A 12,409-nucleotide genomic window follows, 5' to 3' on the forward strand; every position below is an offset into this window, starting at 1 on the left:
CCATGATGTCGAGGTACAGGTCCCACGTGCGCCCGGCCGCCCGGACCGCCGCAGTCGGGTCACCCGCTGGGGTAGTGAACATGAGGCGATACAGGTGAGGCCGGGTGCGGCCGATGGCGTACAGCGAAAGCACCGCGGAGCGCACGGACTGCTCGGGGGAGTCGTCGCCGGCAGCCAGAACTTCGAGCGCGTCACCCAGTTCGCTCAACGCATTGGTCGCCAGGACGGTGAGCAGGGCCTCCTTGTCCACGAAGTGGCGATACGCCGCTGAACGCGACACCCCAGCGCGGGCACCCACTTCGCGCAGCGTGACCGCGTCGACTCCGCCGGTGTCGAGCAACGCTCCGGCGGCATCGAGCAGCGACTGGCGGGTCGCCGCGGCAGTCTCCGATCGCCTCGCCATCCGCTGGAGCATAAGCCACATTCGAAATGAGTTGACAGCGTCAACTGAACTGATACCGTTCAGATGACGGTGTCAACTCAAAATTTGGAGATGGTCATGAACGCCTCGGCTCCCCACCGGCAAGAGGTGGTCGTCGTGACCGGCGCCTCGACTGGCATCGGCACAGCCACTGCGCGGGAACTCGCCCGAAGGGGCTTTCACGTGTTGGCCGGTGTCCGCCGTGACGTCGACGCCGAGGCGTTGCGGGCCGACGGGATCGAGCCGCACATCCTCGACATCACCGTGGAATCGGACGTGGCCGCCATCGCCGACCGCGTCGCTCGCGACTCGCTGCGCCGGCCCCTCCGCGCACTGATCAACAACGCAGGCATCCAGATGAATGCGCCGTTCGAGACCGTGCCGATGGCCGAGTGGCGCCGCCTGTTCGAGGTCAATCTCTTCGGTCACGTCGCCATGACCCAAGCGCTCTTGCCGGCTCTGTTGCGCAGCACGGGCACCGTCGTGAACATCAGTTCCGTCGGCGGCAAGGTGGCGATGGCGACCTACGGTCCTTACGCGGGTGCGAAGTTCGCCCTCGAGGCGGTCAGCGATTCCCTACGGCGTGAAGTCAGCGAGTTCGGGGTCAAGGTCGTCGTCATCGAGCCCGGGGCGGTCAAGACCGAGATAGCCGAGCGCGGTTTTGCCGCCGCCGATCGACTGACCGCCGGCATGACCCCCGCCCAACTCGAACGTTATGGCGATCTCACCGCGGCGATCTCGGCACAAACTCGATCGCACATGAAGACCGGCGTTGCGGCCGAACACGCCGCGAAGGTGATCTCCAAGGCGGCGACCGCGTCTCGACCACGCACTCGATACGCGATCGGGCGCGAGGCCGCAATCGGCGTACGGCTGGCCCGCGTCGCATCCGACCGGTTACTCGACCGCATGCTGCGGCTGGGCCTTCGGCCGTACTACGGCAAGAGTTCTCGACCAAGCGTGCGGCGCTCCGACCCGTCGATTTCAATCGGTGCGGTCGGCCTCCATTGAACCCATCGCGCCCGCAATCCGTGCCACCTACATCACATACATCACCGCCGATAAGGGGAGCACGATGCAGATACCAACTTGCCTGCACGCTGGCGTCGCGGCCACTGGGATTGCCTTCGTGGGGATCGGCGCCATGACCGCCGCCTCTGTGGCTCCGGTAACTCAGTCCCAAGCACCACCGACCGTGGCGCAGGACGTCCGGCTGGCGGCCGCGACGGTTCCGCCCGGCGGGCTCGTCACCAGCTTCTTGGGCAATCAGCTCGTCTACTGCTCGCTCATCTGCCCGCTCCTCGTCCAGACCGCCGCGACGCCCATTGTCACGACGCTGCAGACGCCGGGTACGTTCCTCACCGCATTGCAATCGGGCAACCTGTTGAAGGCGATCGGCGTTACCGCCGCATCGGTGACCGGGCCAACGAACGCTGCCGCAGAGCAGGCGATCCTGGTCGATGGCTCGATACCGGCGCCAAGGGCACTGAACGCGTTCGAGGTCGCTGTGGTCGGCCTGCTCAACGTCATCCCTGCCGCCGCCGGCGGCCTGCCCGGAATCGCCGCGGCTATCCAGACCGCCCGCCAAGACACCTTCGACGCGCTCAACTTGCCTGTCGTGCCCAATCAGCCGTCAACCGTCATGCCGCGCGGTGTCGTACAGGTCGTAGTGGTGAGCGTGCTCAACGTGGTCGGAGCAATCATCTTCCCGGGGTTCAACCACATCCTGTCCGGCGCGTTTCAAGTCCCCGATGCCGTAGCGCAGGAACTGGCAGCAACCGGCGATCCCGTACGAGCGCTCGCCGCGGGTGTCAACGCCGCGACCGCGGCGGTGACCGCTGCCGGCGCCGTCATCGCGGACTCGGTCGCCACCGCGGTCAGCGATATCCGCGCGGCCACCGGGCAAGCCCTCCCTGCGAACCGGACGGTGCCGACGCAGAATTCCGCCACGACGACAACGCCGGCGCGCACCGAGCTGGGACCGCCACGCGCATTGGCCGCGACGACGGCCAAGCACGACGAGGCCGAGCCTGGCACCCCGCACTCATTGGTCACGACGCCGACCAAAAAGGACGATGTCGAGTCCGACACCTCGCACCCTTCGGCTACCACGACGGCCAAGCACGACGACACCGAGGGTGATACTTCGCACCCGTCGGCCACGACGACGGCCAAGCACGACGACGCCAAGCCCGGCACCTCACACACATTGCGCGACGTCGCTTCGAGCGTCCGGCAAACCGTGAAGAGCGTTGTCAAGAAAGCCGCTGAGCAGCCCCATCACGCTGCGTCGGGCTAACCCGATTGGCACTACGCCGTTGACTTCTCCAGGATGTGGACGCCGCAGGCGGAGCCGAGTCCGATGACGTGGGCGAGGCCGACTTTCGCATTCGCGATCTGGCGCTCGCCGGCCTCACCGCGGAGATGGTGGCAGACCTCCCAGACGTTGGCGATGCCGGTGGCCGCGATCGGGTGACCCTTCGACTCCAGGCCGCCCGACACGTTCACCGGCGTCGAGCCGTCACGCCACGTGGCACCGGAATTGAAGAAGTCCGCGGCGCCGCCCTCTTCGCACAGCATCAGGTTGTCGTAGTGCACCAGCTCGGCAGTGGCGAAGCAGTCGTGCAACTCGACCAGATCGAGGTCGCTTGGGCCGACGCCTGCCTGCTCGTAGGCGATGGTGGCGGCCTTGCGGGTCAGCGTGTTGACGTTCGGCAAGACCTGGCAGCCCTCTTCGTAGGGGTCGGTGGTCAGCACCGACGCCGATACCTTGACCGCGCGCCGCTGCTGCTCGAGCGACAGCGACTTCAGCGTCTCGCCGTTGCATACGACCGCGGCCGCGGCGCCGTCGCAATTCGCCGAGCACATCGGGCGGGTGTTCGGGTACGCGATCATGACGTCGTTCATGATCTGCTCCAGCGTGAACCTCTTCTGATAGGACGCAAGCGGATTCAGGGTGGAGTGAGCGTGGTTCTTCTCGCTGATCTTGGCGAACAGTTCGAAGCTGGTGCCCCCGTACTTGTGGCCGTACTCCATGCCGATCTGGGCGAAGACGCCCGGCATGGTCTCCGTGCCGATCCGGCCGTCGACTGGTGCGACCGCGCCGTACCGGCCAGCCGGCGTCCAGGTGTCGGCATCCTTCTTCTTGGTGCCACCTCCGCCGAGCAGGCCTGCGCCGGCAAGCTTTTCGACACCGACGGCCAGGCCGTAGTCGACCTCACCGGCTTTCACCGCCATGATGGCGGTGCGCAGCGCGGTGGCACCGGTCGCGCAGGCATTGGCGACGTTGTACACCGGGATGCCCGTCTGGCCGATCTGCTTCTGAAGTTGTTGGCCGATACCGGCACTCGCGTTCATCAGGTTGCCCGCCGCGAGCACTCCGATGTCTCCCATCGTGACACCTGCGTCGGCAAGCGCGCCCGTCGCGGCCTCTGCCGCCAGGTCGACGGTGTCGAGGTCGGTGTGCTTGCCGAACTTGGTCATCTTGATCCCGAGGATCCAGACCTCGTCGCTCGCGCTCATCGCCGGTTCTCCTTCGTCATGTGGATGGGTGGTCTGTCGGGAACGCGGTCGGTCAGCCGACGGGCTCGAAGCCGAAACCGATCGCCTCGGTGCCCTCGGAGTCGGTGCCGATCGACTGGGTGGCCAGCCGCACCGGCATGCCGTCGCGGACGTGCTCGGCATCGGGCTCGACGTTGATGAGGTTGCCGCGGACCTGGGTCCCACCGCAATCGACGACTGCCGCCACGAACGGGGTGGGGACTCCCGGTGCTGCGAAGGCGACGATCGTGAACGCGCGCACGGTGCCCTCGGTCGCAATCGGTACCGCCTTGAACTCGGCAGTGAAGCAGTTGGCACATGCGTTGCGTCGGTCGAAGAACCGGGCGCCGCAGTTCGTGCACTCCTGCGCGACCAAGTGTGGTTCGTCGCCGTCCAGCACCAGATAGTCGACCAAGGGAATTTGCCCGGCCATTCGCACCTCCGTCGTCGGTGACTTCGACGTTAGTACCTCGACCGCAGACCGACGCCTGCCTTGGGATCAAATGGTCGCGTGAGACTAGGTTCACAGGGAGCCGTATTCGTCGCGAGTTCACAGCCATGCGAGAGAGAGTGGATGCCGTGACCCCTAGCTTCGACGAGGCCCTGCGCCTGCACGATCCCGAGTACCGCGGCTTCGCGAGCGACAACTACGCGGGAATCCATCCCGAGGTGCTCTCCGCCATCGCGGCCGCGAACGGGGGACACCAAATCGCGTACGGCGAGGACGTCTACACCGCCCGCCTGCAGGAGGTCATGGCCGAGCACTTCGGCGCGGGCGTCGAGGCGTTCCCCGTCTTCAACGGCACCGGGGCCAACGTGATCGGTCTGCAGTCGACGCTGCCGCGCTGGGGTGCCGTGATCTGCACGCAGACCGCGCACATCCACACCGACGAGAACGCCGCCGCCGAGCGCGTTGCCGGGCTCAAACTGCTCACGGTCCCGGCACCAGACGGCAAGCTCACCCCCGAACTCATCGACCGCGAGGCATGGGGCTGGGGAGACGAGCACCGGGCGCAACCGCTCGCGGTGTCGATCACGCAGACCACCGAACTCGGTACCGCGTACACCGCCGCGGAGGTGCGCGCGATCGCCGACCACGTGCACGAGCGCGGAATGACTCTCCACATGGACGGCGCCAGGATCTCGAACGCCGCCGCCCATCTCGGGGCCAAGCTCCGCGAGTTCACCGCGGATGCCGGCGTCGACCTCCTGTCGTTCGGGGGGACGAAGAACGGCCTGATCTTCGGCGAGGTCGTCGTGGTGTTGAACCCCTCCCAGAACCCCCAATCCTCCGAGGGCCTGACGTATCTCCGCAAACTCAACATGCAGCTCGCGAGCAAGATGCGTTTCGTCTCTGCCCAGCTGATCGCGATCCTGACCGATGACCTCTATCTACGGTCAGCGGCCCACGCGAACGCGATGGCAGCCCGGCTGCGCGACGCCGTCGAGGGGTTGCCTGGCCTGACGATCACGCAGAAGACGCAGTCGAACGCCGTTTTCGCGATCCTGCCTCCCGGCGTGGCCGACAGGCTTCGCGAGAGGTTCCGGTTCTATGACTGGGACCCGGCGACCGGCGAGGTGCGCTGGATGTGCGCCTTCGACACCACCGAGGCCGACATCGACGCGTTCGCCGTAGCGCTGCGCGAGGAACTCGCGACGATCAGCACGCACTGACACGTCCACGACAGGAATGAGGCACCGCCCATGACCGCAGACTTGCCCGAGAATGCATTGGAATTGCGTTCGTTGGTGACGTCGCAGGGCACGCTCGAGCTGTCGCTGCACGAGGTCCCGGTTCCGACTCCGGCCGCCAATGAGGTGCTGGTGCGCGTGGAGGCTTCGCCGATCAACCCGTCGGACTTGGGACTGCTCATCGCCGACGCGGACATGACGACGGCGACGGCGGCGGGCACGCCGGAGCGCCCCTTCGTCACCGCATCGTTGGGCAAGGGGGCGCTGGGAGCGCTGTCGGCGCGCGTCGGCAAATCGCTGCCTGTGGGCAATGAGGGTGCGGGCACCGTCGTGGCCGCGGGGTCGTCGCCCGCGGCGCAGGCCCTTCTTGGTCGAACGGTGGGGATCGCGGGTGGCGCGATGTATTCGCAGTACCGAGCGGTTGATGCGTCGGCGTGTCTGGTCCTGCCCGAGGACGCAACGGCCAAGGATGGGGCGTCGTCCTTCGTCAATCCGTTGACGGCCCTCGGAATGGTGGAAACCATGCGCCGCGAAGGTCATTCGGCCCTGGCGCACACCGCCGCGGCATCCAATCTGGGCCAGATGCTGGTCAAGCTCTGCCAGAAGGACGGGATACCGCTCGTCAACGTCGTCCGCAAGGCGGATCAAGAGGAGCTGCTGCGCTCCCTGGGCGCCGTCCACGTCTGCAACTCGGCATCGCCGTCGTTCTCGACGGATCTCACCGAGGCACTGAAGGCGACCTCGGCGACGCTGGCGTTCGACGCCACGGGCGGGGGAACGCTGGCCAGTCAGATCCTCAGCGGCATGGAGGAAGCGGCCAACGCGACAGCGGGGGAGTACTCACGCTATGGGTCGACCGTGCACAAGCAGGTGTACATCTACGGCGGACTCGACACCAGTCCGACGCTGCTCACCAGGAACTACGGCATGGCATGGGGTCTGGGAGGGTGGCTGCTCACGCCCTTCCTCCAGAGCGCCGGGGCCGAGGCCATTGGTCGGCTCCGCGCTCGCGTCGCCGCCGAACTCACCACGACGTTCGCGAGTACCTACACCCGGGAGGTTTCGCTCGCCGGCATGCTCAGCCCCGAGGCGTTCAACGCCTACGTCAAGCGGGCGACGGGCGAGAAGTTCCTCGTGACCCCGCACGCACTCGCGTGACGTCGAGGTGAACGAGCAGGTTGAGGTACCAGCTCGGGTGTTGGGGGCGCCACCGCCGTGATCGAATGTCGATGACCAGTGCCGGGTGGTTCTGCACACGATCACGGGAGAGCAGGCGTTGACTCAACCGACCGACCAGGTTCATGGCACCGACGACGCGGTCGATCGGCTGCGCGCCGACTACGACTCCACGCCGTACACCTCGGATGCGTTTCCGCAGTCCGCGCCAGGGCAGCTGGCTGCGATCGCCCACGTGTTCGGGCTGACGACACCCGAGGTGCCGACCGCACGCGTGCTCGAGATCGGTTGTGCCGCAGGAGGCAATCTGATCCCGTTCGCCGCGACGCACCCCCAGGCGCGGGTGGTGGGCATCGATCTGTCGCAGGTGCAGATCGACCAGGGGCGCACGCGGGTGGCGGACTTGGGCCTGGGCAACGTGGAGCTCATCGCCGGCGACGTCGCGCGGATGGATCTGGCGACACTGGGATCGTTCGACTTCATCATCGCCCACGGCGTGTACAGCTGGGTGCCGGAGAACGTGCAAGACGCGATCCTGTCGGCGTTCCGCCTGTTGGTGGCCCCCGAGGGCGTGGCCTACGTCAGCTACAACGTGTATCCGGGCTGGAAGGCCAAGGAGACGATGCGCGATGCCATGCTGCTGGCCAGCGGCGCCAGCGCGACCCCGGAGCAGAAGGTGCGCGACGCGCGAGAGATGGTCGACTTCCTGGAGGAGGTCGCCCCGTCCGGCGGCGTGCTGGCCCGAGTCGTGGCCGAATTCAAGGCCCGCGACGAAGGATTCGGCGATTCCTACCTGCTGCACGACGAACTCGAGGCGTTCAACGCGCCGTGTTATTTCTACGAGATGGTGGGACGTGCTGGCGCGCATGGGCTGACCTATCTGGCCGAGGCACACCCCGAGATGATGTTCCCCTCCAACCACGGTCCCAAGGTTGCCGAGCACCTGCTCGCGAAGTGTCACGGCTCCCAGGTGTTGGTGGAGCAGTACCTGGACTTCGTCGCCAACCGCACGTTCCGCGAGACGTTGTTGGTCCACGCCGAACGCGCACCGCAGATCCATTACCGGCCGGACCCCAGTCGTTACGGCCGTTTGCATTTCGCCGCCTGGACGCCGGTGGTCGATGGTCCGACCCGGATGGATCACTCCCGCCAGGAATACGAGGTCGCCGACGGTGCGACGCTGTTCACCAACGATCCGGGTCTCAAGGCGACGCTAGAGGCGCTCAACGCGCGGTGGCCGTGGACGTTGTCACGGCAGGAGCTGGTGGACGACGTGCACGCGCGGCTCGTGTCCGCGGGCTTCACGCCGAGGGCGAACCTCCCAGCCGAGCTCGACAACCTGATCGGGGTGCTGATCGTGCAGGGACACGCGCGGTACCGACTGGATCCGGTGCTGCCGGAACCGGATCCGCCACACGCACCACTCCGCCTGGACGAGCCGCTGCGGCGGATGGCCGAACTGTCGCGCGGGTACGGCGACGCCTCGATCTTCAACCTCTGGCACGAGGCACTCATCCTCTCGCCGGTGGATCGTCACCTGCTGCCGCTGCTCGACGGCACCCTGGATCGCGACGCCCTGGTGGAGGCCATTCTGGCCATTGACAATGCCGATCCCATCCGGATCGAGCGCGACGGTCAGCAGGTGTCCGGCGAAGAGGCGCGCCACGATGCGCTCGTCGAGGCCGTCGACACACTGCCCCAACGATTGGCGGAGATGAAGCTGTTGCGAGTCAGGTGAGCAGGGGATCAGAACGGCACGCCTACATCGTCGCCCAGCCAAGTGTGGTAGCCAAAGATGGCAGGGCTCGTCGGATCGGTGCCGTACGGCGTGACTGGGTCGGTGTTGGCGCTGGCGATGGGCGCGAGGGCAATCGCGGCGGCACCGGCCGCGGCCAACAACGGTGCGACGTACTTCATTGTCTTCATCATGTTCTCCTGGGCGGCGTAACAACACCCGCATTCGTCAACTGCCGTGGATGCCGGCTGTCGTGAGCGCGCGCGGATCAGAACGGAACGTCCACTTGGCCGTTGGTGGTGTTGGCCTCGTCGTGGTTCGACACGTGGTAGCCCAGCACATACGGGCTTTGGGGATCGGTGCCAAACGGCACCGCCGGGTCGGTGTTGGCGCTGGCGATTGGCGCGAGGGCAATCGCGGCGGCACCGGCCGCGGCCAACAACGGTGCGACGTACTTCATTGTCTTCATCATGTTCTCCTGACTGTTCATTCGCCCTGCTTGGACTGGTTCAATCATGGCGCTCAGAGGGATCCGTGTCGTCACTGCTGACCGCCAATCTGGCCCTCCGGCTAGCTGGTAGATGGCGGGCATTCACGGTTGTTAGCGGTGCCCCCCGTGAGAGCCGCCGCCTCCAAGGCCGCCGCCGCCCAACAGAAAAGCGTCGCCCCCGTAGGGAAAGAACTGAACCGGGCCAGGCGCATCGTTGATCTGGACGTTGCCCGGCGATTGGCACACGGTGCCCCCGCCGGTACCTCCGCAGGACTCGTCAGCTGAGGCAATTGGGGCGCCGACGATCGCCGCAGCGGCGACCCCTGCCGCCAAGACCGGCGCGATCAGAGTGAATTTCATAGTGATCTCCTAGATTCGGTTGGGCCCTTGGTCAATTCAGCGCTAGAGGATGAAGGCTTCGCCGCCATACGGATAGAACTGAACGGGCGGCGGGGCGTCATTGATCTGGACATTGCCTGGTGACTGGCAGACCGTTGCGGGTCCGCTACTACCGCAGGACTGCGGTTGCTGCCCAGGGGCTTGAGTGCCAGGATCGGCTGATGCAATCGGTGCGGCGGAGATCGCTGCTGCGACCGCTGCCGCTCCAATCATTGGTGCGAGATATCCGAGTTTGATGCGCATGGGGTGCTCCTTTGGTGGGTTTTGTGGGCGTACTTCCAGATTGGCCAACGACAGGGTCGGCGTCGTCCCCGCTGCCTTCACGTTTCGTACCCGGCTAGTGGGAGTCGGCGCCCCCCAGCTGACCGGTAGGTGCATGTTCGCGCTGACGGATGCCGTGATGGGTGCTACCCGTGATGACATCGGTGTACAGCAGTCCGACTCTGAAGGGGCACACGACAATCACTTGAGGAGTCCCACTATGCGGGTCAGGTTGAACTATTTCGCGCCGCTGCTGGCGGCGGGGACAATCGTGGCGGCGATCGCCGTCGCACCGATTGCGGCGGCCACCACGAGTCAGGGCCCGTCCAGTGCCGGCCCGGCGTCCGCTTCCAGCGGTTCCACCCAGCCGGGCCAGTCATGCGTGACCCTGGGCGGTACCCAGAGCCAATGCCAATCGCCCGGTAATGCGCAGGTGTACGACGCGCCGCCGCAGGTCGACTACTTCCCGTACGCCGGTGGCGCCACGTAGATCGATGGATTTGCAGCGGCGCTGAATGCAAAACTCGAGTCAGCTGAATTCCCGGTTGAGGAGCGCGATCTCGCTGTTACCCAACCAAAAGTTGCCCGCTGCAAGGTTTTCAGCGAGGTTGACGCGAGTGCGCGTGCCCGGAATCAGCAGTATGTTCGGCGCCTTGGCCAGTAACCACGCGAGGGCGACCTGAGCAGTGCTCGCATCGTGGTCTGCGGCAACGCTGTTGACGACCGGGTTGGTCAGGATCGTCTCGCGCTGCGCCCGGGGATAACCCAAGGGACAGAACGGCACGAACGCGATCTCGCGTGCGCTGCATTCGTCCAAGATGGGAGTGCTGTCACGCGCTGCGAGATTGAAGAAGTTCTGCACGCAGACGATCTCGGTGACTTCCAGCGCCATCATCAGGTGGTCCCGGCTGACGTTGCTGATCCCGATGCCGCCGATGAGTCCCTCGTCGCGGGCCGTCATCAACGCGCCGAGCTGATCAACGAACCGGGCATCGGGTGCGGCGTTGTCCATCACCCGCAGGTTGACGGCGGTGAGTCGCTCGACACCCAGCGTTGCGAGGTTGTCTTCGATGCCCGCGCGGAGCTGGTCGGGTTCGTCGTAGGGCAGCACGGCTCCGGAATCGTCGCGGCGCGCTGCGACCTTGCTGACCAACGCCAAACCGTCGGGGTACGGGTGTAGCGCCTCCCGGATCAACTCGTTGACCACCCCCCGCCCGAAGTACTGCGCGGTGTCGATGTGATCCACCCCCGCGTCCACTGCGGCGCGTAGCACTGCGATGGCTTCGTCATGGTCGCGCGGTGGGCCGAACACGCCGTCTCCGGCCAGCTGCATCGCGCCGTACCCGACACGCCAAACCGCCTTGTCGGCAAGGCGATAGCGAGAGCGCGTCGAGCTGTTCATGGTCGAGTCCGTGCCCCACGGTCAGGCATAAATGGGCGCTACATCGAAGTACACGCGGTAATCGTCGATCTTGCCTACGCCGTCGGTATGGAAAATGGTGACACACGGGATGGTGACCTGCCGGTCGTCCTTACGGGTGTAGGTGACCTTCAATTCGACGATGGTGTCGTCGCCGACATTCCATTCCTTCACGATCGCGTGGTGCTGGCCCGCGATCGTGTCGAGGAACGCGGTTATGCCCGTGCGGATCTCGTCGAGTCCGACTATCGGTTGGCCGTTGCCGAAGACGACTCGCCCGTCCTCGGCGAAGAGTGCGGTTATCGTCGCAACGTCCATCGCGTCGACCACTGCGAAGAGGCTGCGCGTGGGCGGTCGCATCGTGGCACTCATCGGGATCCTTCCCGCGCCTAGAGGTCCAGCGTGTGTGTCCACCACAATAGATGACTTGTCACGCTTATAACAAGGGGCTGGTGCGGGTGATGAGGCACTGCGGATGTGCTCCAGATCACGCAGACCTGACCACGGCAAGCTAGAGCCGGCGCCACGGCGTTTCTAGCGCTCGCGCCTGCTCACCACGGAGCCGGCGGCAAGGAGCTATTGAAGTTCATGTTGACGTGGATGTGCTCCAACGCTGCAGTAAGGGGTGCGAGGAGTTCATCGGGCAGCGGGTCGAAGAACAGTTGGCGGACCAAGGCCACGTGACCGGGAGCTGCCGCTTCGATCGCCTCGCGACCTGCCTTCGTCACGATCGCGTCGGTTGCCCTGCCGTCGTCGGGTGACGGAACCCGCTCCGCGAGGCCGCGCTCGCACAACCGGCGCAGCTGATGCGAGGCGCGGCTGCGTTCCCAACCGATCAGCGCAGCCAGGTCAGAGACTTGCAGGCGTCCACCGGGTGCGTCGGTCAACGCATTCAGAATGTGGTAATCGGCAAGCGACAAATCGCCGTCGCTTTGAAGCTCACGATTCATCGCGTAATTCAGCCGCATTTGTACGCTCATGAACGCACGGAAGGCTCGCAGCTCGGCCGCTGACAGCCAAGGTCCTTGCGCAGCCTTCCGGCGCTGTTTACGTGACACTTCGGCCATTCCTTCTCGCGGTATCTGCCCAGGATATCGCGATAAAGGGGGCAATCCGTTCGGCACGTCGATCAATGGCGGTCCCGTAGGTCGCGGGCTGTCGCGTCGGAAGGGCATGGCCACCAGTGGCAGATCGAAACCATGAGGGGAGAATTCGCTTGATGTATCACGTATATTGACTAGGTCGGGACAGGTCGTGCGCAACGTCCTCATCACC

Annotated in this window: 15 protein-coding genes; 7 read left to right on the plus strand and 8 right to left on the minus strand. The window is 65.7% G+C overall.

All coding sequences use genetic code 11. The annotated features are described in order from the left end of the window. The coding region (locus QOC69_RS29355) for a TetR/AcrR family transcriptional regulator (protein ID WP_526446035.1) at positions 1–403 on the minus strand (403 nt) is incomplete at its 3' end. 90 nt (positions 404–493) lie between these two features. Here QOC69_RS29355 and QOC69_RS29360 point away from each other — a divergent pair. After that, on the plus strand, positions 494–1,432 hold the full coding sequence (locus tag QOC69_RS29360; RefSeq protein ID WP_526446036.1) for an SDR family NAD(P)-dependent oxidoreductase: 939 nt from the start codon (positions 494–496) through the stop codon (positions 1,430–1,432). Positions 1,433–1,565: 133 nt separating this feature from the next. After that, positions 1,566–2,720 carry a hypothetical protein gene (locus tag QOC69_RS29365; RefSeq protein WP_526446037.1) on the plus strand — a complete coding sequence of 385 codons (1,155 nt, stop codon included), beginning with the start codon at positions 1,566–1,568 and terminating at the stop codon, positions 2,718–2,720. A gap of 11 nt (positions 2,721–2,731) precedes the next feature. Here QOC69_RS29365 and QOC69_RS29370 read toward each other — a convergent pair whose 3' ends face one another. Both QOC69_RS29370 and QOC69_RS29375 read right to left on the minus strand, forming a co-directional pair. Beyond that, a complete protein-coding gene (locus tag QOC69_RS29370; protein WP_526446038.1) occupies positions 2,732–3,943 on the minus strand; it encodes a thiolase family protein in 1,212 nt (403 codons plus the stop codon). Between the two features lie 52 nt (positions 3,944–3,995). Then, positions 3,996–4,394, minus strand: a complete 399-nt coding sequence (locus tag QOC69_RS29375; RefSeq protein WP_526446039.1) for a Zn-ribbon domain-containing OB-fold protein — start codon at positions 4,392–4,394, stop codon at positions 3,996–3,998. A 146-nt stretch (positions 4,395–4,540) separates the two neighbouring features. Here QOC69_RS29375 and QOC69_RS29380 point away from each other — a divergent pair, with 146 nt between their 5' ends. The 4 genes from QOC69_RS29380 to QOC69_RS29395 all read left to right on the plus strand — a co-directional run bounded on the left by QOC69_RS29380 (position 4,541) and on the right by QOC69_RS29395 (position 8,777). Continuing rightward, on the plus strand, positions 4,541–5,635 hold the full coding sequence (locus QOC69_RS29380) for a threonine aldolase family protein (protein ID WP_526446040.1): 1,095 nt from the start codon (positions 4,541–4,543) through the stop codon (positions 5,633–5,635). A 30-nt stretch (positions 5,636–5,665) separates the two neighbouring features. Next, positions 5,666–6,811 carry a zinc-binding dehydrogenase gene (locus tag QOC69_RS29385; protein ID WP_526446041.1) on the plus strand — a complete coding sequence of 382 codons (1,146 nt, stop codon included), beginning with the start codon at positions 5,666–5,668 and terminating at the stop codon, positions 6,809–6,811. Positions 6,812–6,896: 85 nt separating this feature from the next. Further along, entirely contained in the window at positions 6,897–8,567 is a 1,671-nt protein-coding gene (locus QOC69_RS29390; protein ID WP_526446042.1) for a methyltransferase regulatory domain-containing protein, read from the plus strand. 57 nt (positions 8,568–8,624) lie between these two features. Continuing rightward, positions 8,625–8,777, plus strand: coding sequence for a hypothetical protein (locus QOC69_RS29395; RefSeq protein ID WP_526446043.1), 153 nt, complete (start codon positions 8,625–8,627; stop codon positions 8,775–8,777). Positions 8,778–8,832: 55 nt separating this feature from the next. Here the strand turns inward: QOC69_RS29395 and QOC69_RS29400 are convergent, their stop codons facing one another. Together QOC69_RS29400 and QOC69_RS29405 are read right to left on the minus strand one after the other, a co-directional pair. Continuing rightward, on the minus strand, positions 8,833–9,054 hold the full coding sequence (locus tag QOC69_RS29400; protein ID WP_526446044.1) for a hypothetical protein: 222 nt from the start codon (positions 9,052–9,054) through the stop codon (positions 8,833–8,835). A gap of 111 nt (positions 9,055–9,165) precedes the next feature. After that, complete coding sequence (locus QOC69_RS29405) at positions 9,166–9,414, minus strand: hypothetical protein (RefSeq protein ID WP_526446045.1); 249 nt, start codon at positions 9,412–9,414, stop codon at positions 9,166–9,168. 520 nt (positions 9,415–9,934) lie between these two features. Here QOC69_RS29405 and QOC69_RS29410 point away from each other — a divergent pair. Then, positions 9,935–10,204: a hypothetical protein gene (locus tag QOC69_RS29410; protein WP_526446046.1), complete on the plus strand. Its 270-nt coding sequence runs from the start codon at positions 9,935–9,937 to the stop codon at positions 10,202–10,204. Between the two features lie 39 nt (positions 10,205–10,243). On the opposite strand, the gene QOC69_RS29415 is transcribed toward QOC69_RS29410, so the two are convergent. From QOC69_RS29415 to QOC69_RS29425, 3 genes are all read right to left on the minus strand, one after another. Next, positions 10,244–11,116: an aldo/keto reductase gene (locus QOC69_RS29415; protein ID WP_526446047.1), complete on the minus strand. Its 873-nt coding sequence runs from the start codon at positions 11,114–11,116 to the stop codon at positions 10,244–10,246. A gap of 21 nt (positions 11,117–11,137) precedes the next feature. Further along, positions 11,138–11,506, minus strand: a complete 369-nt coding sequence (locus QOC69_RS29420; protein ID WP_526446048.1) for a nuclear transport factor 2 family protein — start codon at positions 11,504–11,506, stop codon at positions 11,138–11,140. A gap of 179 nt (positions 11,507–11,685) precedes the next feature. Further along, the gene (locus QOC69_RS29425) at positions 11,686–12,258 is read right to left on the minus strand and encodes a MarR family winged helix-turn-helix transcriptional regulator (RefSeq protein WP_526446064.1); all 573 of its coding nucleotides are present in this window, start codon (positions 12,256–12,258) and stop codon (positions 11,686–11,688) included. Positions 12,259–12,409 lie beyond the last annotated feature (151 nt).

It is taken from the genome of Mycobacterium sp., assembly GCF_032162105.1.
In the GTDB taxonomy this organism is placed as follows: Bacteria; Actinomycetota; Actinomycetes; order Mycobacteriales; family Mycobacteriaceae; genus Mycobacterium.

What these genes read in the sequence shown, in the direction of transcription:
- QOC69_RS29360 (WP_526446036.1), top strand. Translation starts at nt 494, where the DNA reads ATGGTCATGAACGCCTCGGCTCCCCACCGGCAAGAGGTGGTCGTCGTG.
- QOC69_RS29365 (WP_526446037.1), top strand. Translation starts at nt 1,566, where the DNA reads ATGACCGCCGCCTCTGTGGCTCCGGTAACTCAGTCCCAAGCACCACCG.
- QOC69_RS29370 (WP_526446038.1), bottom strand. Translation starts at nt 3,943, where the DNA reads ATGAGCGCGAGCGACGAGGTCTGGATCCTCGGGATCAAGATGACCAAG.
- QOC69_RS29375 (WP_526446039.1), bottom strand. Translation starts at nt 4,394, where the DNA reads ATGGCCGGGCAAATTCCCTTGGTCGACTATCTGGTGCTGGACGGCGAC.
- QOC69_RS29385 (WP_526446041.1), top strand. Translation starts at nt 5,666, where the DNA reads ATGACCGCAGACTTGCCCGAGAATGCATTGGAATTGCGTTCGTTGGTG.
- QOC69_RS29395 (WP_526446043.1), top strand. Translation starts at nt 8,625, where the DNA reads ATGGCAGGGCTCGTCGGATCGGTGCCGTACGGCGTGACTGGGTCGGTG.
- QOC69_RS29400 (WP_526446044.1), bottom strand. Translation starts at nt 9,054, where the DNA reads ATGAACAGTCAGGAGAACATGATGAAGACAATGAAGTACGTCGCACCG.
- QOC69_RS29405 (WP_526446045.1), bottom strand. Translation starts at nt 9,414, where the DNA reads ATGAAATTCACTCTGATCGCGCCGGTCTTGGCGGCAGGGGTCGCCGCT.
- QOC69_RS29410 (WP_526446046.1), top strand. Translation starts at nt 9,935, where the DNA reads ATGCGGGTCAGGTTGAACTATTTCGCGCCGCTGCTGGCGGCGGGGACA.
- QOC69_RS29415 (WP_526446047.1), bottom strand. Translation starts at nt 11,116, where the DNA reads ATGAACAGCTCGACGCGCTCTCGCTATCGCCTTGCCGACAAGGCGGTT.
- QOC69_RS29420 (WP_526446048.1), bottom strand. Translation starts at nt 11,506, where the DNA reads ATGAGTGCCACGATGCGACCGCCCACGCGCAGCCTCTTCGCAGTGGTC.